Source organism: Ferrovibrio sp., from assembly GCF_964218355.1.
Lineage (GTDB): Bacteria > Pseudomonadota > Alphaproteobacteria > Ferrovibrionales > Ferrovibrionaceae > Ferrovibrio.
Map to the genome: position 1 here is coordinate 225,230 of NZ_CAXPMC010000016.1, position 20,086 is coordinate 245,315.

Consider the following 20,086-nt stretch of genomic DNA (forward strand, 5'->3'; position numbering starts at 1 on the left):
ACATGACCGCCGCACCGGTCCTCAGCGTCGACAACCTGTCGGTGGAATTCCGCACCCGAGCCGGAATCGTCAGGGCGCTGGAGCATGTCGGCTTCGATATCGGTCGGGGCGAGATGGTCGCCATAGTCGGCGAATCCGGTTCCGGAAAGTCGGTCACCGCCTATACGGTGATGGGAATCCTCGACCCGGCCGGCCGCGTCTCCGGCGGCACCGCCACCTTCGGCGGCCTCGACCTGCTGACCGCCCCGGAAGCGGCCCTGCGCGACATCCGCGGGCGCGAGATGTCGATGATCTTCCAGAATCCGCGGGTGGCGCTCAACCCGATCCGCCGGGTTGGGGACCAGATCGCCGACGTGCTGCTGCAGCATGGCGGCGTCACCCGCGCCGAAGCCCCGAAACGGGCTGTCGAGATGCTGGCGCGGGTGCGCATCCCCGATCCGGAGCGCCGCGCCCGCGCCTATCCCTTCGAGCTGTCGGGTGGCATGTGCCAGCGCATCATGATCGCCATTGCGCTGAGCTGCGCCCCCAGGCTGCTGATCGCCGACGAGCCGACCACCGGCCTCGACGTCACCACCCAGGCGGCGATCATGGATCTGATCGCTGAACTGGGCAGCGCCCAGGGCATGGCCACCCTGCTGATCACCCATGATCTCGGCATGGCGGCCGAATACTGCGACCGTATCGTCGTCATGCATGCCGGCCATATCGTCGAGGCGGCGCCGACCGCCGAGCTGTTCCGGCATCCGCGCCATCCCTATACCGCCAAGCTGATCGCCGCCACACCGCGGCCGACCGCCAGCCTGGCCGAGCTCGCCGCCATCCCCGGCGGCCTGCCCGACCTGCGGCAGGCCGAAATTCCACCCTGCCGCTATATCGCCCGCTGCGAACGCAGGCTGGCGCGCTGCGACCAGGCCCTGCCCCGCGTTCTGGGCGACGGGCCGGACAGTGTCGTCGCCTGCTGGAACCCGCTATGACCGCCCCTGACGATACTCCGCCCTTCAGCCAGCCGCTGCTGGACGTGCAGTCGCTGCACAAGCAGTTCCCGGTCGGCCGCAAGGCCGGACTGATCGACCGCATCCGCGGTGCCGCACAGCCACCGTCGCTTCTGCATGCGGTGGACGATGTCACCTTCACCATCGCCCGCGGCGAAACCATGGGGCTGGTGGGTGAAAGCGGCTGCGGCAAGTCGACCCTGGTCCGGCTGCTGACCCGCCTGCTGGATCTGACCGATGGCAGCATCCGGCTGGACGGCATCGAGATCGGCCAGATGCCGGCGAAAGGGTTCGGGAATTCACCCTTCCGGCCGCGCATCCAGATGGTATTCCAGGATGCCACCGACAGCCTCAACCCGCGCTTCACGGCTGCCGCCGCCATCGCCGATCCGATCCAGCGCCTGAAGCCGCTGCCGCGGGCCGCCCTGAAGGCACGGGTCGAGGAACTCGCCGCCATGTGCGGCCTGCCGGCAGAACTTCTCGGCCGCTTTCCGCACCAGCTTTCGGGTGGCCAGAAGGCCCGTGTCGGCATCGCGCGGGCCATTGCCGTCGAACCTGACCTGCTGATTCTCGACGAGCCGACCGCGGCGCTGGATGTCTCGGTGCAGGTGGTGATCCTGCAGCTCCTGCAGGATCTGAAACAGCGGCTGGGGATGAGCTACCTGTTCGTCAGCCATGATCTCAATGTCGTGCGCCTGCTGTGCGACCGCGTGATGGTGATGTATCTCGGCCGTATTGTCGAAACCGGCCCGGCGGAAGAAGTTTTCAGGAATCCGCAGCACCCCTATACCCGCGCCCTGCTGTCGGCGATCCCGCATTTCGAGCCCGGCACACGGAAGGACGGTCATGGCGCACCGCGCCTGCGCATTGCCGGTGAACCGCGCAGCCCGATCGACCCGTCGCCTAAGGTATGCCGCTTCCATGGCCGCTGTCCGAAAGGTAACGTTGCCTGCGAACAGAGCATGCCGCTGCTGCATGCTGTCGGGCCCGGCCATTCGGTGGCCTGCCATTTCCCCGGTGACGACCGGCCCGAAGCGAATGATCCGATGGAGAAAGTCGCGTGAACAAACCTCCTTTCGATGCCGGCGCACACATGATGGCCGCGGCCGGCATGCTCGGCCTGGAACTGGATGACAGCTGGAAACCGGGAATTCAGGACAACTTGCAGCGATCCTGGCAGATCGCCCAGTCTTTCCTGTCGCATCCCCTGCCCGACGAGACCGAGCCGGCCTCGCGCTTCGAGCCCTGACGGTGCGGCCATGATCACCTGGCAGAGCACCGGTGCCGAGATCGCCGCCGCCGTCCGCGACGGAAAGATTTCCGCCACCGAGGCGGTGCGCGTTTCGCTGGACCGGATCGAACACACCAATCCCGCACTCAATGCCTTCACCGCCGTCACCTCCGAGCGGGCACGGGCGAAGGCCGCGGCCATCGACCGGATGCGTGACGAAGGCCGCCCGCTGGGTCCGCTGGCCGGCATGCCCTTTGCCGTGAAGAACCTGTTCGATATCGCCGGCCTGTCGACGCTGGCGGGATCGAAGATCAACCGCGACCGCAAGCCGGCGGCCGCCGATGCGACCCTGGTGCAAAGGCTGGAAGCCGCCGGCGCGATCCTGGTCGGCGCACTGAACATGGGCGAATACGCCTATGACTTCACCGGCGAGAATGTGCATTACGGCCCGTCGCGCAATCCGCATGATCCGACCCGCATGTCGGGTGGATCGTCGGGCGGATCGGGCACCGCGGTGGCCGCCGGCATGGTGCCGCTGGCGCTGGGCTCGGATACCAACGGCTCGATCCGCGTGCCCTCGTCGCTGTGCGGCCTGTTCGGCCTGAAACCGACCTTTGGCCGGCTGACGCGCCATGGCAGCTTTCCCTTCGTGGCCGATCTCGACCATCTCGGGCCGATGGCGCGATCGGTGGCAGATCTCGCACTCAGCTACGATGCCATGCAGGGGCCGGATGCGGCCGACCGCTGGTGCGCCCAGAAGCCGTCCGAACCGGCCCTGCCATCGCTGGAAGCCGGCATCGACGGCCTGCGCATTGCCGTCGCCGACGATTACTTTGCCGCCACCGGCGAGGCGGAGGCCCATGCGGCCGTGGCCGCCTTCGCGAAGGCGCTGGGCACCGACCGCCACGTCACCCTGCCGGAAGCCGGCCGCGGTCGCGCGGCAGCCTATGTGATCACCGCCAGCGAGGGCGCCAACCTGCATCGCGAGCGGCTGAAGACCCGCGCCGGCGATTTCGATCCGGCCACCCGCGACCGCTTTTTCGCCGGCCTGATGCTGCCGGCCGACTGGCTGGTGCAGGCGCACCGCTTCCGCGCCTGGTACCGCGCCCGGGTCGCCGAGGTGTTCCGCGATGTCGACATCATCCTCGCCCCGGCCACGCCCTGTACGGCGCCGAAGCTTGGTCAGGTGATGATAACCCTGAACGGGGTCGAGATGCCGGTGCGCGCCAATCTCGGCCTGTTCACCCAGCCGGTTTCCGCCATCGGCCTGCCGGTGGTCGCCGCACCCTGGGCGGAGCGGGACGGAAAACTGCCGATCGGCGTGCAGGTGATCGCCGCGCCGTGGCGCGAGGACCTCGCCCTGCGCGTCGCCCGCCATCTCGAGAAGACCGGCATCGCCGCGTCGAAAGCCGTGTGAGGAGCGTATGGAGATCAATATCCCCGAGATTCTGACCGAGGTGACCGCCGCCTTCATGCGCTACGAAAAGGCGCTGACCTCGAATGACGTGGCGGTGCTGGACGAGCTGTTCTGCAACAGCCCGCATACCATCCGCTATGGCGTGACCGAGAATCTCTATGGCTATGACCAGATCCAGGCCTTCCGCGCCGGCCGCTCGCCGGCCGGGCTGGAACGCGAGATCTTCAACACGGCGATCACCACCTATGGCCGCGACTTCGCCACCGCCAATACCGAATTCCGGCGGGCAGGCTCGACCAAGACCGGCCGGCAGAGCCAGACCTGGATGCGGACGCCCGACGGCTGGAAGGTGGTTTCCGCTCATGTCAGCCTCTTAGGCTGACATCCCGGAGCAGTCAGCCTGCCGGGCTGGCACGCCTCAGATTTCCGCGATCACGGCGATCAGGCCACCGCCATCGGGGCCCTGATGTTCGGCACCGCCGGAGACGAAGATCCGGCCATCGCCCAGCACGCCGGCCACCAGCCCGCCCAGTGCACCGCGGATATGCCGCTGTGCATTGATATCCGTGTCGTCCAGCATGGTGTGACGGTTGCCGCGCACCAGGCCGCGGCGGTCTGGCTCGCATTTCACCAGCACCCCCCGGACTCGCGCCGCGGCGGCCGGCACCAGCTGCGGCGCGGCGGCAAGTCCGAGATCATCGAGCGCCGCGACGATGCCGCCGATATCGAGAGCGTCTTTCATGGGCCGATGCGCAATGGCCAGATCGCCGGACCAGCCGGCGGCATTGCCCAGCACGATCACCTCATTGCAGGCGACCTCGACGCCGGACGAAATGCTGGCCCGGTCAGAGAAGATGTCATAGTCGCGGAACATGGCAGCTTCGGTCAGCCGACCGGCCGGTGCGTCGCCCAGCGCCAGCGCCACCCCGAAGGCACCGGCGACGCGGGCATAAGCCATCGAACGGCCGGAATCGGCGGTCAGCACCGAGGCACCGCGGGCCGCCGCTTCCTGCGCCCGGGCTGCCGTCACGCAGGGTGCCTTCACCTGCACGAAATGCACATCGGCAGGGTCGCTGATGCCGGCATCCCGCATGGCCTGGCCCACGGCGGCCGCCACCATCTCCACATGGGTCTGCCGGCCGACTGCTTCCGGCGGCACCGGCGGCGAGAACGCGACGCCTACCGCCAGCCGCTTCGGCCCGCCTGCCGGCCCATCGGCAGCGGGATCGCGGGAGAACACCAGGTAATGCGGCGTCAGCACGCCTTCGGTGCCGCCGGACAGCACACAGGGCACCGATTCGACAATTTCCCCGCGCCGGCGGCCGGTGCGTTCGGCCAGCAAAGCCGAGAAAGCGAGCGTGAAATAGCCGCGGGTGAAATCGTTCACGCCGCCATTGCCCTCGGTCTTGCCGATCACCGCCACCACATGGCGCGGATCGACCACGCCACTGTCGAACAATGCTGCAAGCTGGGAAAGATCGCCGGGATGCGCCATCCCGAGGCGATGAACGGACGCGCGCATGATAATCCTCCGGACTGCACGGCGAACACGGATATGAAGCCTGAAGCAAATTGCATTCCGCCGCTTTCCGCGCCGCATCGCCCGGCATTTGCGCCGCTCCGCCGGTAAAACGCCCAATTCTTGGGCGCCGCCGCCCGCACAGCTGAACGATTCTCCGGCAATGGCACGGCCAGCGTCGCCCTTAAGCTGAATCCCGGCCGGGCAGCCTCCGGCGCAGCAGCCCCCGCGTGCATGGCACGCGGCTTGCAAATTTGCCTTCCGGAAATTGTATACACCCTGCGCAGCGGTCCAGTGCCATGTCCGGAGTGATCACAGGCCTGTTTCATGTGGCCATCAAGACGGCGGATCTCGACCGGACCCGCTGGTTCTACTGCGACCTGCTCGGCCTTGCGGAAGCGCCGCGTCCGGATTTCGGCTATCCCGGCGCCTGGATCGCGGTGCCGACTCCGGTGGGCGAGGCGATCATCCACATCTATGCCGGCGGCCCGGCGCTCGGCCCCGACGGCCAGGCGCCGCGTGGCACCGCCGCCATCGACCACATCTCGCTGACCGCCGTCGGCTACCACGATTTCATCGCCCGGTTCCGCCGGCAGGGCATCGCCTGGCGCGAATTCCTGGTGCCGAACACGACCTACTGGCAGCTCTTCGTCTACGACCCCAACGGCGTGCAGCTTGAGCTGACCTTCGACGGCCGCTCCGAATCCGGCCCGCCGCCCGACATGTCGGAGGGCCGGCGCTATGTCGCCGGCGCCGGTTTCTTCGATCCGGCCGCCTACGAATTTGCCTGAAATTCCCGGACCTGCGTTTCACAGAAAGGATGCTGACATGACCAAGACCAAGACTGCCCTGCATGCCCTCAGCCGGCGCGCCCTGATCCTGGCCGGTACCGCCGCCATGGCCCTCGCGGCCGGCCTCGCCTTCCCCGGTATGGCCGCCGCTGCCGACAAGGTGAAGGTGGGTGTCTTCCCGGTCTCGTCCGCCCTGCCCTATTTCGTCGCACTGGAGCGCGGCTATTTCAAGGAAGCCGGCATCGATGCCGAGATGGTCAAGCTGATGGGCGCGCCGCCGATCGTGCAGGGCATGCTGACCGGCGACCTGGATGCCGGCGCCAATCTCGTCACCGTCGACGGCATGAATGCCAACACCAAGAAGGAGGGCCTGGTCCATTACGTCGCCCTCTACGGCCAGAACAAGTTCGCCCAGATGGAGCAGTTCGTGGCCAAGTCCGGCATCGACGCCAAGACCGTGAAGGACTTCAAGGGCAAGACCATGAAGATCATGTCGGCACCCGGCGCCGGCAACATGGCCATGGCCCGCGCCGTTCTGGGCGCCGTCGGCCTCAAGGAGGGTTCCGATTACACCCTGACCGAGCTGGCGATGAACCTGCATGTGGATGCCATGAAGGCCGGCACCTTCGATGCCGGCTATACACTGGAGCCGAACGGCACGGTGATGAACAAGACCGGGGCCGCCACCACGGTCGAGGCCGGCGTGGTGTCGAAATACATCATCGGCCGCGAGGAGGCCTATGCCTTCATGGCCGGCGGCGCCATCACCGGCAAGTTCATGAAGGAGCGGCCCGAGGTCGCCAAGCGTTTCGCCGCCGCCTGGCGCAAGGCGCTGAAGGACATCGAGCAGGATCCGACCACCCGCGAGCTGCTGAAGGGCAATACCTTCACCCCGGCCGATCTGGCCATGACCATCCCGCTGCCGCGCATGCTGATGGTCGACCAGCTCTCGGCCCAGGACAAGAAGGACTTCCAGAAGGTGATCGATTTCACCACCGAAAGCGGCGTGCTGAAGGAGAAGGTCGATACCTCGAAGTATCTCGTCGTCCTCGACAAGAAGGCGGCCAGCTGATGTTCGGAGGGTCGCGCAGCGCGATGCGGCTGGTGAACGGCGGGGCGGCGGAGACGCCGCCCCCGGCTCCGGCCGACGAAAAGTCATACCGCTGGTTTCCGCCCGGCACCCATATCACGGTGCGCGGCCTCTCCAAGCAGTTCAACGGTACGGTCATCTACGACAACTTCGACCTCGACCTGCCGCGCGGCAAGGTGGTTTCGGTCTTCGGACCCAATGGCTGCGGCAAGAGCACCATCATCAACATGATTGCCGGCCTGATCCCGGTCGACAAGGGCGATGTCCTGTTCGACGGCAAGACCATCGACGAGACCCGGATCGGCTATGTCTTCCAGAATTACCGCGAGGCCCTGTTCCCCTGGCTGCGCGCCATCGACAACATCCATTACCCGCTGAAGCTGATGGGCCTGTCGAAGGCGGAGCGCGAGGACCGTGTGGCAAAGCTTCTGGCCCGCTTCGACGTCAAGATCGACTTCAACCGCTATCCCTACGAGCTGTCCGGCGGCCAGCAGCAGACTGTCTCGATCCTGCGTTCCCTGGTGATGGAACCGGAAGTCCTGTTCCTCGACGAGCCCTTCTCGGCACTCGATTACGAGATGACGCTGTTCATGCGCGACCAGATGCAGAAGGCCTTCATGGAGACGAACACCACCATGGTGATCGTCAGCCATGACCTCGAGGAAGCCGTGTATCTGGCCGACTATGTGCTGCTGCTGACCCGGCGGCCAACCCGCATCGCCGATTATGTCGAGGTGCCGCTGCCACGTCCGCGCAGCGCCGAGACCCTGTCGGATCCGAAATTCGTCGAGATCAAGAGCCATTGCCTGGACATCTTCCGGCGGGAGGCCAGACTGTGAACGCCGCGCTGACCTTCGCTTCCGCCAAGCTTGGCCGCCTGCGCCCGGTGGCCGGCGTCATCCTGCTGGTTTTCGTCTGGTGGCTGGCCACCGCCATGGAACTGGCCGATCCGGTGCTGCTGCCACCGCCGCAGAAGGCCCTGCAGGCACTGGTCGACGGCCTGGTCGCCGGCCCGCTGCTGTTCGATTTCTGGCAGACCATCTATCGCACCGTGCTGTCCTTCGCGATTGCCTCGGCCATCGCGATTCCACTCGGCGTGATCCTCGGCGCCGCGGAGAAGCTCTACCGCTCGGTGGAATTCGTCATCGACTTCTTCCGCTCCACCCCCGCCTCGGCGGTGTTTCCGCTGTTCCTGGTGCTGTTCGGGGTCGGCGACAAGACCAAGATCGCGGTGGCGGCCTTCGGCGCCGTGCTGGTGATCCTGTTCAACGTCGCCTATGGCGTGATGAATGCCCGCAAGACCCGGGTGCTGGCTGCCAAGGTGATGGGCGCCGGCCGCTGGCGGGTGCTGGCCGACGTGTATTTCTGGGAGTCGCTGCCGCAGACCTTCATCGGCATGCGCAACGGCATTTCGCTGTCGCTAGTGATCGTGGTGGTGGCCGAGATGTTCATCGGCTCGACCGACGGCATCGGCCACCGGCTGATCGAGGCGCAGATGCTGTTCGAGATGCCCACCATGTATGCGGCGATCTTTGCCGCCGGTGCACTGGGTTACGGCATGAACTGGGTCTTCCTGGTGATCGAGAAATCCTTCGTGCACTGGGGTGGCAAATGACGGCAGGGCCCCGCAGGCGCATCGTCATCGTCGGCGCCGGTGTCGCCGGCAGCATCCTCGCTTACGGCCTGAAGGACATTGCCGGGGCCGATATCATCTGCCTGGAACGCGCCGCACCGGAGGATCACAGCGATGCCGGCACCGGTCTGAATGTCGGCCCCAACGCGATCAAGGCCCTGCGCGCCTTCCTGCCCGACCTGGCCGGAACGCTGGTCGAGCAGAGCCTGCCGTGGAACAGCTGGCGCATCTCGCTGACCAACGGCCGCGAGCTGATGAACCTGCCGCTGCTGGATGTGGCCGACAACCCGGGCATCCGCATCCGCTGGTCGGCACTCTACCGCCTGCTGCGCCAGCCGGTGCTGCAGCATGTGCGCTTTTCCACCGAGGTCATCGCCATGCGCTATGCGCGTGCCGGCGAGGCGGGGCCGATCGTGGTCGAGACCCGCAACCGCCGGAGCGGCGTGACCGCAGTGATCGACGGCATCGACCTGCTGATTGCCGGCGACGGCCGCTATTCTGCCGTGCGCGAGACTTTCCTCGCCCGGCCGCAGCCGGAATTCCTCGGCGTCTGCATCTTCCGCCTGCTGGTGGAGGAAACCAGGCCCGAACTGATCGATGATTACGAACAGTGGTTCAACGGCCCCAACCGCCTGCTGGCCTTCCGGGTGCCGGGCAATGCCACCTATATCGCCGGGTCCTTCCCGATTCCCGCCGACCGGGATGTGCCGGCGGCGGCGAAAACCGCCGCGGCGCTGCGCGCCCTGTATACCCCGGCCGATGGCGCAGCTCATGCCCAGAGCGCCTGGCTGATCGACACCATCTGCAGCAATGTGGCCGATATTCACTGGGCCCGGCTGCAGGAAGCCGACATGGCCTTCGCCGATCCGAATGGCCGCATCCTGCTGCTGGGCGACGCCGCACACCCGATGGTTCCCACTCTCGGCCAGGGCGCCACCCAGGCCATGGAGGATGCCTGCGTCGCCGTCGCCGAACTGCGGCAGGCACTGGCCGGCAACGACGGCGATCTTGCCGGGGCCGTGCGCCGCATCGAGCAGCGACGCCGCGACCGGGTGGAATTCGTGGTGCGCTTCTCGCGCGACGCCACCGACACCATGCTGGCCGGCGCCGATCCGGTCAGCGGCAGCCTGGCCAAGAACGCGCCCGGCTTCCGCGCCAAGCTGGCCCGGCTCTACCGCGACGCCCCGGCGGCCTGAGCAGCCGGGCCGCCTGAAGCCCTGCTACCCGAACGGCCGTCGCCGCTCAGGCCTCGGAACGGGCGGCCAGCCGCCGGATCAGCGGCAGGAACGAGCCGAGCAGGAACAGCAGGCTGAGGATCACGAAGACCAGGCTGATCGGCCGCTCCAGAAACACCGCCGGATCGCCGCGTCCCAGCAGCAGGGCGCGGCGGAAATGCTCTTCCAGCAGCGGCCCGAGGATGAAGCCGAGCAGCAGCGGTGCCGCCGGATAGTCGAACCGGCGCATGAAATAGCCGATCACCCCGAAGATCAGCACGATATAGACGTCGAAGACGCTGTTATCCGCGCTGTACACACCGATGCAGATGAAGACCAGCACCGCCGGATACAGCAGGTGATAGGGAATTGTCAGCATCCGCACCCAGATGCCGATCAGCGGGATGTTCAGGATCAGCAGCAGGATGTTGCCGATCCAGAAGCTCATGATCAGCCCCCAGAACATGGCCGGGTGCTCGCTGATCAGGCTGGGGCCGGGGGTGATGCCATGGATCATCATGGCACCCAGCAATACGGCCATGATCGCATCGCCCGGGATGCCGAGGCTGAGGGTCGGGATGAAGGCGGCCTGGGCCGAGGCGTTGTTGGCCGATTCCGGCGAGGCGATGCCTTCCAGCGCGCCATGGCCGAAGCGCTGCGGTGTTTTGGAGATTTTCTTCTCCAACGCATAGGCCATGAACGACGCGATGCCGGGGCCGGTACCCGGCAGGGCGCCGACGAACGAACCGACCACGGCGCCGCGGGTTGCCGGTGCCCAGTACTGCCGCCATTCCTTGCGGCTGGGCAGCATCGAGCGCAGCGAGATGCGGCCGTGATTGAGCCGCTCGCCATCCGGCAGGCCGATATTGCAGAGAATCTCGGCCACCCCGAACAGGCCCATGGCCACCGCCACCAGGCTGAAGCCGTCCGACAGTTCGAGGATGCCGAAAGTGAAACGGTACATGCCGGTATCGACATCGGTGCCGGCAAGGCCGATGGCGAGACCGAAGGCGACCATGGCAAGCCCCTTCAGCGGCGAGCCGACGGTCAGGGTCGAGGCCGCCACCAGGCCGAGAATCATCACCGAGAAATATTCGGCCGAACCGAAAGCCAGCGCAAAGGACGCAATCAGCGGCGCGAAACCCATCACCAGCAGGATGGCAAAGGACGAACCGAAGAAGGAGCTGATGGCGGTGGTGAACAGGGCCAGCCCCGGCTTGCCCTGCCGCGCCAGCGGGTAGCCGTCGATGCAGGTGACGGCCGCCGTGGCGGTGCCCGGAAGATTCAGCAGGATCGAGGCGATCGCACCGCCATACTGGGTGCCGTAGAAAATGCCGGCCAGCATGATCAGGGCGGCGGTCGGATCGAGATAGTAGGTGATCGGCAGGGCCAGCGAGATCGCCGCCAGCGGGCCGAGGCCCGGCAGGGCGCCGACAAAGGTGCCGACGGTGACGCCGATGAAACAGAACAGCAGCGCCGACGGGCTCAGTGCCGTCTGCAGGCCAAGCATCAGGTTGGACAGGAAATCCGTCATCACGGCAACCCCACCGCCTTGAGGGGGACGCCCAGTCCCCAGATGAACACGGCCGAGCCGAACAGCGCCATGAAAACCGCGACGCCCAGCAGCGGCCAGCCCGACAGGCGGCGCTCGCCAAGGCCGCTCAGCAGCACCAGGGCGATGGTGGCCGGAATGAACCCGGTCTGCTCGACCAGCAGGGCAAAAGCCAGGATGCCGGCACTGACCGCCAGCAGCGGCCGCAGCGGCAGGCTGAACGGACGGACCGCCGCATGGCGCATCTCGAACATCACGGCCGCGCCGAGCACGACGATCAGCCCGGCAATCAGCAGGGGACCGAAGCCCGGCCCGGGGCGGGCCAGCGACCCCATCGGATAGCCATAGGCGATGGCGCCCATGACCAGGCCGAACAGCATGACGACACCCGCCGCTATCTGCTCGTGGCGGCGGGCCCGCCGTTCGTCCGGTGAATGCGCCTGCATCTGCTCGTCTCCGGAAGGCTGCATGAAACCTGTTCCTATCGCCGGCAGGCGGCGACCACTTCCATCTCGATCCGCACCGGCGCGATCAGGCCGGAAATCACGGTCGACCGGGCCGGCGCCCGCTCGGTCCCGAAGATTTCGGCATAGGCGGCATTGAAGCCGGGATAATCGTCCTTGTCGGTCAGCCATACGGTGACCTTGACGATATCCTCCAGCCGGCAGCCGGCCTTCCCCAGTTCGGCCTCGACCATGCCGATCACGCAACGGGTCTGCCCGGTAATATCCGGTGCCGCCGGCTTGCCGTCCACCATCGGCACCAGCCCGGCTATGAAAACCAGCGGGGCATCGACGCGGATCACCGGTGTGATGGGTTGGGCCTGTCCTCCCCTGAGGACAGGCCCGCCGATATGCTCGATCACTGCGTCTTGATCCCGGCCGCCTTCACGACCTCTTTCCATTTCGGCACTTCCGCCGCGATGAAGGCCTTCGATTCTTCCGGGGTGCGGCCTTCGACCAGGAAACCGCGCTGGGCAAAGAACGCCTTCAGTTCGTCCGTGGCCAGGGCCTTGGAAACTTCCTGATACAGCCGTGTCAGCACCGGCGCCGGCGTGCCGGCCGGAGCGAACACGCCCTGCCACGAGGTCGCCTCGTATTTCGGCAGCACCGTCTCGGCAATGGTCGGAGTGTCGGGCAGCATCGGATGCCGCTTCATCGAGGTGACGCCCAGCGCCCGCAGCTTGCCGGCCTTCACATGCTCCGACACCACCAGCAGATCGCCGAACATGGCATCGATCTGTCCGCCCAGCAGGTCCTGCAGGGCGGCGGCACTGCCCTTGTAGGGAACATGCACCAGCTTGGTGTCCGACTGCAGGCCGAACAGCTCGCCGGCCATATGCATCGAGGTGCCGACGCCGGGCGAACCATGGGTGAAGGTGCCGGGCTTGGCCTTGGCGTGGGCAACGACATCCTGCACGGTCTTGAACTTGCTGTCGGCATTCACCACCAGCACCAGCGGCGCGCTGACCACCAGGCTGACCGGGGCGAAATCCTTGACCGGGTCATAGGGCAGGTCGTCGCGCAGGGCGGCGCTGATCGCGTTGGAACCGGTCACGCCCATCAGCAGCGTGTAGCCATCCGGCGCCGACTTCACCACATGGAAGGCGCCGACGGTGCCGCCGGCACCGCCGCGATTCTCCACCACCACCGGCTGGCCGAGCGGGCCGGCAATCTTCTCGGCGATCTGGCGGGCCAGCAGGTCGGTCGAACCGCCCGGCGGAAACGGCACCACGATCGTCACCGGCTTGGAGGGATAGGTGTCCGCCAGCACCGGCCCGGCCGAAGCCACCAGCGCCATGGCCGCGGCACCAACCAGGGCCGCCGCCCCTTTCAGCATGTCCCGTCGAATAACCCCTGTCATCTCAGTCTCCTTCGCTTGTTGCAGTCGCTTGTCGACCCTCCGGCTGTCCCCAGCCCCCGGCACCTGCGGTCTCGACATGCAGCCGATCCCCGGCACGCCACTCGAACTGGGCTTTCGCGCCCAGCGTCTCGATCCGTCCATCCGCCCGTTCGATCCAGGCGAGCGACAGCGCGCCGGGCGCGCCGCCGGCCGCGCCGCGGGCGGCCTGTCGATGCCGCTCGCCGCGATAGGAAACCGTGCCGCTGCCACCGGTCAGGCAGTAGATCCGGCGCAGCCCGTCGCCGCCGCGATGCCGGCCGTCACCGCCGGAACCGGCCGCCAGGCCATAGCCTTCGATGCGGATCGGCGTGCGCGCCTCGACGATCTCGACCGGCGTGTTGCGGGCATTGCTGACATCGGTGGAGATGCCGCCGGTGCCATCGCCGCCGGCATGGCCGCCGGCGCCGCTGGCCACCACCTCGGTCAGCGCGAAGGACCGCCCGTCGGGTCCGGTCCCGGCAAAGGCGATCACCGCGGCCACCCCGGCATTGGCCGCAGCGGCGGTTTCCGGCGCGATGGCACTCCAGGCGCCGATGATGGCATTGCAGGCCAGCTTCACGGTGCCGGTGCGGGCATTCACCGCGGCCGGCCAGTGCGGATTGACCACGCTGGCTTCCGGCAGCACCAGATCGAGGGCCGCCAGGCAGCCGGCATTGTTCGGTGCATCGGGCGCCAGCGAGCGCATGAAATACAGGGCGGCCGACAGGACGGCGGCCGGTGCGGCATTGACCGGACCGCGCGTCTGCGGCGACGAGCCGGTGAAATCGATGCGCAGCCGGTCGCCCCGCTTTTCCACGGTCACGCGGATCGGCACCGGGTCGTCGCCGACGCCATCGCTGTCCAGCGCGTCTTCCCAGCGGCCGGTGCCATCCGGCGCAGCCAGCAGTGCCTGGCGCGTCAGGATATCCGCCTGGGCGATCAGTGCATCGCAGAGAGCCGGGAAATGCGCGCCTTCACGCAGGGCCAGCTGCTGCAGTTCACGGCTGCCCAGGGACGTCGCCGACCATTGCGAGGACAGATCGCCCAGCAGCAGGTCGGGCGTGCGGCTGTTGGCCGCCAGCAGCGCCTCGAGCTGCGGATCGAGCAGCCCGTTGCGGTGCGATGGCATCGGCGGAATGCGCAGCCCTTCCTGGAAGATCGATGTGGCATGCGGCGGGATCGAGCCCGGCGTGATGCCGCCGACATCCTGGTGATGCAGGCTGGCCGCCGCGAAGCCGATCAGCTCGCCGCCCAGGAAGACCGGGCGGATCAGCGTCAGGTCGGGCAGATGCGTGCCGCCGGCGAAGGGATCATTCAGCAGATAGCCGTCGCCCTCGCGCATCGACACTGCGGGAAAGCGCACCAGCACGGCCGCCACGGCGGGGATCAGCGACCCCAGCAGCAGCGGCAGCGAGCGCGCCTGTGCCAGCAGCCGCCCATCGGGCAGGAACAGCGCCGCCGCGCCGTCGCCGGCCTCGCGGGCGATGGCGGAATAGGCGCCGCCGATCAGGCTGTCCTGCATGCGGTCGGCCGCCGCCTGCAGCGACAGCCGCAGCGGTTCGGCCCGCGGCACCAGAGCGGCAGGCAGGCGGGCCGGGTTCATGCCGCCCCCTCCAGCCGGCAGGCCGGCATCTCCGCCAGGCCGCCGCGCTGCAGCGCCAGGCCGCCGCCCGCCTCGCGCCGGCAGAACCAGCCGGCCGGAACCCAGACGCTGGTGGTGTCGGTGAACAGCGCCGCCGGCCCGGCCAGATCGGCATCGGCATGCAGCGGCGCTGCTTCCGGTTTGGCCGGCTCGCGCAGCGCGGCGGAAATCGTCACCCACTGGCCGCGCAGGCGCAGCAGCTGCCGGCTGCGGGCAAAGGCATGGCCGCGGATCTTCTCATGGGCATCGTCGAACCGCTGCGCCAGTTCCGCCGCCGTGTCGCGATCCGGGTCGAAGGGAATTTCCAGTGCCGCCGACTGGCCCTGATACACGGCCTCGACCGACCATTCGATGGCCGCCTGCGGGCCGGCCGCCGCGGCAATCCCGCGTGCCGCCGCCTGCAGGGCAGACCAGCCGGCATCCGTCAGGGCAAGATCGAGGGCACATTCCCCGGCCTGCATCTGCGGCGCCGCCAGGCAGCCCAGCGCCGACACCACGCCGGCATCCGGCAGGATCGTGACCCGGCTGCAGCCCAGCAGATCGGCCACTTCGGCGGCATGCTGGCCGCCGCCACCACCACCGGCAATCAGCCGCGCACCGGTCGGATCGATGCCATGGCGATAGGCATGCGCCTTCACGCCCTCGGCGATCATTGCTGCCGCCGCCGAAACCACGGCTTCCGCCGCCGCCACGCGGTCGCAGCCCAGCGCCAGCGCCACGCCATCCATCGCCCGCCGCGCCGCCGCCGCATCCAGATCCAGCCCGCCGGCCAGCCGGGCCGGCAGGCGACCCAGCACCACCAGCGCATCGGTCAGGGTCGGGGCCGTGCCGCCGCGGCCATAGGCGGCCGGGCCGGGCAGGCTGCCGGCCGAGCGCGGGCCCAGGCGCAGGGCGCCGGCCTGGTTGACCTGCACGATGCTGCCGCCGCCGACCGGCACCGAAAGGATGTCTGCCGCCCGCAGGCTGACAGTCAGGCCGCCGATCCCGACCCGGCGTCCGCAGACGATGCCCGCCGGCCCGATCAGGCCGATATCTGTGGTGGTGCCGCCGGTTTCGACCGAGATGCACGGCACCGCCGGATCAGCGCCGCCGTGGAGCTGGAAACCGCTCATCGCCGCGGCCGGACCGGCCAGGGCCAGGCTCAGCGGCGCCGCCGCGGCAGCGGCGGGCAGGCACAGACCGGCATCCGAGGTCGCAATGGCCGGTTCCGGCAGACCGCGCGCCAGCAGGCCCGCGGTCAGCGCATCGAGATAGCGCCGCACCGACGGCTTCACATAGGCATCCAGCGCGGTGGCAAGAAACCGTTCGAACTCGCCGGCAGCCACATCGACCTGGTGCGACAGCGAGATCGCCAGGTCCGGCAGGACGGCAGCCAGGGCCGCCCCCACTGCCGTCTCGTGGGCAGGATTGCGTGTCGCATGCAGCAGGCAGACCGCCACGGCCGGCACGCCGCTATCGGCAACCCGGCGGACCAGCGCAGCCAGCTCGGCCGGATCCAGCGGCTCGGTTTCCGCACCGGACGCATCGTGACGGCCGGCAATCCCGAAGCGCAGCGCATCCGGGAACAGCGCCTTCGGCGTCTGCGGTTCCGGCGTCAGGGTATACAGGTCGCGGCGGTTCTGCCGGCCGACCAGCAGCACATCGCCGAAACCCCGGTTGGTGACCACGGCCACCGACGGCGCCGTCTGCTCGAGCAGCAGGTTGGTGACCAGGGTCGAGCCGTGGATGATGCGGCCGACCGCGGCCGGCGCAATCGCGGCAGCGGCCAGGAAATCGTCGGTCGCGGCGAGGACGGAAACCGCCGGATCGGCATCGGTGCGGGGAATCTTGCGCCGCAGCAGCCGGCCGGTACCATCGCTGGCGACGGCATCCACATAGGTGCCGCCGACATCGATGCCCACCGACCAGGATGCGGCTGCGTTCACCCCGCCCTCCTCTCGCCGAACCGTTCCGGCCGGAAGGGCGCCAGCTCGATTTCCGGCGCCCGGCCGGCAACCAGGTTGGCGATTTCGCGGCCTGTGCTGGCACCGCCGCACATGCCGACATGTCCGTGGCCGAAACCGAGCCAGGCATTCTCCGCCCGCGGGGCCCGGCCGATTACCGGCATGCTGTCAGGCAGACAGGGGCGGTGCCCCATCCACAGGCTGGTGCTGCTGGTGTCGAGATGCGGGAACAGCTCCCGCCCCTTCTTCAGCAGGGCCTCGGCCCGGGCATAGCGCGGCGGCGCCTTCAGGCCGGCCAGTTCGACGGTGCCGGCCAGCCGCAGGCCCATCGCCATCGGGTTGACCATCATGTTGTATTCGGTCGCCATCACGGTGCGGCCGAGCTGCAGGTTCGAGCTGGCGACGGTGACATGATAGCCGCGCTGTGACTCCAGCGGCACGCGGGCACCGACCCGCGCCGCCAGCGCGGCCGACCAGGCACCGGCGGCCACCACCACGCCATCCACCGGCAGCGCCTCGCCATTGTCGAGCAGAACAGCCGAAACGATGCCGCCGGATTGCCGGAAATCCGCCGCGCCCTGGCGCAGATGCGTGGCGCCGTCCCTGATCGCCTGGGCATAGATCGCCTTCACCAGCGCGGCGGGATCGGCTGCCGAGCCGTTATCGGGCGCGTAATGGCCGAAGCGGAAGCGGCCCTTCAGGTCGGGCTCCATTTCCGCCAGTTCGTCGCTGTCGACATCGCGCAGTTCGACGCCGAGACTGCGGCGCAGGTCCATGCCCCATTTCCACTGGTCGGCGGCCTGGCGCGAGGAATAGACGTAAAGACAGCCGCTGCGCCGCACCAGTCCGGTTGCGCCGGCCCGCTGCAGCAGGGGCTCGTAGCAGTCGAAGACCGGTTTCAGCAGCTCGCGCATGGCCGCGGCGATGCGGGTCACTTCCTCCCGGGTCGAAGCGCGCAGAAAGCGGGCCAGCCAGGGCAGCACCACCGGCAGATGGGCCGGCCGGATGGTCAGCGGCCCCTCGGGGTCCAGCAGCCATTTCGGCACCTTCTTCCACATGCCGGGCATGCCGACCGGCAGGCAGGCGCTGGGCGACAGCGAGCCGGCATTGCCGAACGAGCAGGCCTCGCCCGCCTCGCGGGGATCGATAAAGGTCACCTGATGGCCATCGCGCTGTAACCATGCCGCCGTGCAAACGCCAACAATACCGGTACCGATTACAGCAATATGCATGCCATCCCCCGAAAGGCCCCGTTCGGACACGGTGCCGTCATGGAGATGTATTGTCAGAGCGGTTGATCCATCATACAAATGAATTCTACTTCTCTTTTCATAAGGAAATCTTATGAACATCACCCTGCGACAGCTGCGGGCCTTCTGCGAGGTCGCCCAGTCCGGCGGTTTCACACAGGCCGCGCGCCGCATGCATCTGACCCAGTCGGCGGTCAGCATGCTGATCCGCCAGCTGGAAACCGATATCGGCCTGGCGCTGTTCGACCGGGTCAAGCGCGCCGTGCGGCTGACCGAGACCGGACAGCAGCTGCTGCCGATCGCCCAGCGCATCCTCGGCGACCTGCGCGAGGTGGTCGATGGCGCCGCCGACCTGCGCGCCCTGCGCCGCGGCACCCTGCGGCTGGCGGTGCCGCAGATGCTGGCCTGTTCCTGGCTGCCGCCGGTGCTGGCACAGTACCGCGGACTGTATCCCGAGATCGCCGTGACGGTGACCGACACCACCGCCGACCGGGTGGTGGACACGGTCGGCCGCGGCGAGGCGGAGCTCGGCATCGGTCCCGAACGGCCGGTGCCCGAGGGTGTGCAGGCGGACCTGCTGTGGCAGGAGCGCATCCAGTGCGTCTGCGCCGCCGACAGCCCGCTGGCCCGGCGCGACATGCTCGTCTGGGCCGATGTGGCCGATGCCGAATGGATTCTCTATTCCGATACCTTCAGCGGCCATCTCGAACGCACGGTGTGGTCCGGCATGTCGGTGCATCTGCCGCGTACCACCCAGGTGCGCTATCTGCCCACCGCGCTGGCGCTGGTCGGCCGCGGCATGGGCGTGACCGCCGCGCCGGGCTATGCCGAACCTTTCGGGCGGCTGTTCGGGGCCGCCTTCATCGACATCGCCAGCCCGGTGGTGATGCGCAGCTTCCATATCTATGCCAAGAAAGGCTACGAACTGTCGCCGGCAGCCAGAGCCTTCCGGCAGCTGGCCGAACGGACCCGGCCCTGACATGACGGCAAGGCAGATGAAGAGAATCCTGATCATCGGCATCGGCGCCGGCAACCCGGACTACATCACGGCGCAGGCCATCGCCGCACTCAACCAGGTCGACGTCTTCTTCCTCATGGACAAGGGCGAGGCCAAGCAGGCGATGATCGCCCTGCGCCGGGACATCTGCACGCGGTTCATCCGGCCGGACCGCCGCTACCGTTTCGCCGAGGCCCGCAGCCCGGACTGGAGCCGCGATGCCGGCGAATACGGCACGGTGATCGACGGCCTGAACCGCGACAAGCAGGCGGTCTTCGAACAGCTGATCGGCGCGGAACTGCAAGACGGCCAGTGCGCCGGCATCCTCGTCTGGGGCGACCCCGCCCTTTACGACAGCACCATCCGCATCATCGACAGCATCGCCAGCAGCGGCCGGCATGCCATCGACTACGAGGTGATCCCCGGCATCAGCAGCCTGCAGGCACTGACGGCGCGCCACCGGACGACCCTGAACCGGATCGGCAGGCCGGTCGAGATCACCACCGGCCGCCGGCTGGCCGCCGGCGGCTGGCCGGCCGATGCCGACAGCGTCTTCGTCATGCTGGATGCCGACCAGGCCTTTGCCCGGCTGGCCGGCGCGGATCTCGATATCTTCTGGGGCGCCTATATCGGCACGCCGGACGAGATTCTCGTCGCCGGCCGGCTGGCCGATGTGGCCGACGAGATCACGCGGAAACGTGCGGCGGCCCGGGCGGCGCATGGCTGGATCATGGACAGCTATCTGCTGCGCCGGCGGGACCGTGACTAGGCGATACTGGCGGAGGAGGCAGTCAGAAGCTAGCTGTGCTCCAGACTCAATTTCCCTGATCTGGGCAAATAACTGGGAAATTCATGCATTTTGTCCCGCCCGGCGGGCCGGGGCCGGGAGATTTCCGACCCCAATCAACCGTTTATCGCCAACCGAGGCAAAGGG

The 20,086-nt window shown here is 68.0% G+C and carries 20 protein-coding genes; 12 read left to right on the plus strand and 8 right to left on the minus strand.

The genetic code is table 11. The features are described from left to right. Positions 1-2: 2 nt before the first annotated feature. Genes ACEQZY_RS10265 through hpxZ form a run of 5 tightly spaced genes read left to right on the plus strand, consistent with a single transcriptional unit; the run spans position 3 to position 4,022 of the window. Entirely contained in the window at positions 3-974 is a 972-nt protein-coding gene (locus ACEQZY_RS10265) for an ABC transporter ATP-binding protein (RefSeq protein ID WP_370154018.1), read from the plus strand. Next, a complete protein-coding gene (locus ACEQZY_RS10270) occupies positions 971-2,056 on the plus strand; it encodes an ABC transporter ATP-binding protein (RefSeq protein WP_341702439.1) in 1,086 nt (361 codons plus the stop codon). Before ACEQZY_RS10265 ends, ACEQZY_RS10270 begins: the two co-directional genes overlap by 4 nt. Continuing rightward, the gene (locus ACEQZY_RS10275; protein ID WP_341702438.1) at positions 2,053-2,241 is read left to right on the plus strand and encodes a DUF4089 domain-containing protein; all 189 of its coding nucleotides are present in this window, start codon (positions 2,053-2,055) and stop codon (positions 2,239-2,241) included. The genes ACEQZY_RS10270 and ACEQZY_RS10275 overlap by 4 nt, the downstream gene beginning before the upstream one ends. Positions 2,242-2,251: 10 nt before the next feature. Further along, positions 2,252-3,640 (plus strand): AtzE family amidohydrolase, encoded by a 1,389-nt coding sequence (locus tag ACEQZY_RS10280; RefSeq protein ID WP_370154020.1) that lies wholly within the window; start codon positions 2,252-2,254, stop codon positions 3,638-3,640. Positions 3,641-3,647: 7 nt separating this feature from the next. Next, positions 3,648-4,022 carry an oxalurate catabolism protein HpxZ gene (gene hpxZ, locus ACEQZY_RS10285; protein ID WP_341702436.1) on the plus strand — a complete coding sequence of 125 codons (375 nt, stop codon included), beginning with the start codon at positions 3,648-3,650 and terminating at the stop codon, positions 4,020-4,022. A 36-nt stretch (positions 4,023-4,058) separates the two neighbouring features. Here the strand turns inward: hpxZ and ACEQZY_RS10290 are convergent, their stop codons facing one another. Continuing rightward, positions 4,059-5,162 carry a ring-opening amidohydrolase gene (locus ACEQZY_RS10290; protein WP_370154022.1) on the minus strand — a complete coding sequence of 368 codons (1,104 nt, stop codon included), beginning with the start codon at positions 5,160-5,162 and terminating at the stop codon, positions 4,059-4,061. 296 nt (positions 5,163-5,458) lie between these two features. Between ACEQZY_RS10290 and ACEQZY_RS10295 the strand changes: the two genes are divergently transcribed. The 5 genes from ACEQZY_RS10295 to ACEQZY_RS10315 are packed head-to-tail and all read left to right on the plus strand — an operon-like array spanning position 5,459 to position 9,869. After that, complete coding sequence (locus ACEQZY_RS10295; protein WP_370154024.1) at positions 5,459-5,950, plus strand: VOC family protein; 492 nt, start codon at positions 5,459-5,461, stop codon at positions 5,948-5,950. Positions 5,951-5,987: 37 nt separating this feature from the next. After that, positions 5,988-7,022 carry an ABC transporter substrate-binding protein gene (locus ACEQZY_RS10300; RefSeq protein ID WP_341702433.1) on the plus strand — a complete coding sequence of 345 codons (1,035 nt, stop codon included), beginning with the start codon at positions 5,988-5,990 and terminating at the stop codon, positions 7,020-7,022. Then, a complete protein-coding gene (locus tag ACEQZY_RS10305) occupies positions 7,022-7,879 on the plus strand; it encodes an ABC transporter ATP-binding protein (protein ID WP_370154026.1) in 858 nt (285 codons plus the stop codon). The genes ACEQZY_RS10300 and ACEQZY_RS10305 overlap by 1 nt, the downstream gene beginning before the upstream one ends. Beyond that, positions 7,876-8,655: an ABC transporter permease gene (locus ACEQZY_RS10310; protein ID WP_341702431.1), complete on the plus strand. Its 780-nt coding sequence runs from the start codon at positions 7,876-7,878 to the stop codon at positions 8,653-8,655. The genes ACEQZY_RS10305 and ACEQZY_RS10310 overlap by 4 nt, the downstream gene beginning before the upstream one ends. Continuing rightward, positions 8,652-9,869 carry an FAD-dependent monooxygenase gene (locus tag ACEQZY_RS10315; RefSeq protein WP_370154028.1) on the plus strand — a complete coding sequence of 406 codons (1,218 nt, stop codon included), beginning with the start codon at positions 8,652-8,654 and terminating at the stop codon, positions 9,867-9,869. Before ACEQZY_RS10310 ends, ACEQZY_RS10315 begins: the two co-directional genes overlap by 4 nt. A 46-nt stretch (positions 9,870-9,915) precedes the next feature. On the opposite strand, the gene ACEQZY_RS10320 is transcribed toward ACEQZY_RS10315, so the two are convergent. The 7 genes from ACEQZY_RS10320 to ACEQZY_RS10350 are packed head-to-tail and all read right to left on the minus strand — an operon-like array spanning position 9,916 to position 18,137. Next, the gene (locus tag ACEQZY_RS10320) at positions 9,916-11,421 is read right to left on the minus strand and encodes a tripartite tricarboxylate transporter permease (protein ID WP_341702429.1); all 1,506 of its coding nucleotides are present in this window, start codon (positions 11,419-11,421) and stop codon (positions 9,916-9,918) included. Next, the gene (locus ACEQZY_RS10325) at positions 11,421-11,909 is read right to left on the minus strand and encodes a tripartite tricarboxylate transporter TctB family protein (RefSeq protein WP_341702428.1); all 489 of its coding nucleotides are present in this window, start codon (positions 11,907-11,909) and stop codon (positions 11,421-11,423) included. Before ACEQZY_RS10325 ends, ACEQZY_RS10320 begins: the two co-directional genes overlap by 1 nt. Before the next feature lie 11 nt (positions 11,910-11,920). Next, on the minus strand, positions 11,921-12,304 hold the full coding sequence (locus ACEQZY_RS10330) for a RidA family protein (RefSeq protein ID WP_370154031.1): 384 nt from the start codon (positions 12,302-12,304) through the stop codon (positions 11,921-11,923). Beyond that, positions 12,301-13,302 carry a Bug family tripartite tricarboxylate transporter substrate binding protein gene (locus tag ACEQZY_RS10335; RefSeq protein WP_370154033.1) on the minus strand — a complete coding sequence of 334 codons (1,002 nt, stop codon included), beginning with the start codon at positions 13,300-13,302 and terminating at the stop codon, positions 12,301-12,303. Before ACEQZY_RS10335 ends, ACEQZY_RS10330 begins: the two co-directional genes overlap by 4 nt. A gap of 1 nt (position 13,303) precedes the next feature. Further along, a complete protein-coding gene (locus ACEQZY_RS10340) occupies positions 13,304-14,923 on the minus strand; it encodes a hydantoinase B/oxoprolinase family protein (protein ID WP_370154035.1) in 1,620 nt (539 codons plus the stop codon). Next, on the minus strand, positions 14,920-16,887 hold the full coding sequence (locus ACEQZY_RS10345; RefSeq protein WP_370154037.1) for a hydantoinase/oxoprolinase family protein: 1,968 nt from the start codon (positions 16,885-16,887) through the stop codon (positions 14,920-14,922). Before ACEQZY_RS10345 ends, ACEQZY_RS10340 begins: the two co-directional genes overlap by 4 nt. After that, a complete protein-coding gene (locus ACEQZY_RS10350) occupies positions 16,884-18,137 on the minus strand; it encodes an NAD(P)/FAD-dependent oxidoreductase (RefSeq protein ID WP_372530178.1) in 1,254 nt (417 codons plus the stop codon). The genes ACEQZY_RS10345 and ACEQZY_RS10350 overlap by 4 nt, the downstream gene beginning before the upstream one ends. A gap of 112 nt (positions 18,138-18,249) precedes the next feature. Between ACEQZY_RS10350 and ACEQZY_RS10355 the strand changes: the two genes are divergently transcribed. Beyond that, positions 18,250-19,134 (plus strand): LysR family transcriptional regulator, encoded by an 885-nt coding sequence (locus ACEQZY_RS10355; protein ID WP_341704382.1) that lies wholly within the window; start codon positions 18,250-18,252, stop codon positions 19,132-19,134. 16 nt (positions 19,135-19,150) lie between these two features. Continuing rightward, the gene (gene cobF / locus ACEQZY_RS10360) at positions 19,151-19,921 is read left to right on the plus strand and encodes a precorrin-6A synthase (deacetylating) (protein ID WP_341704383.1); all 771 of its coding nucleotides are present in this window, start codon (positions 19,151-19,153) and stop codon (positions 19,919-19,921) included. Positions 19,922-20,086 lie beyond the last annotated feature (165 nt).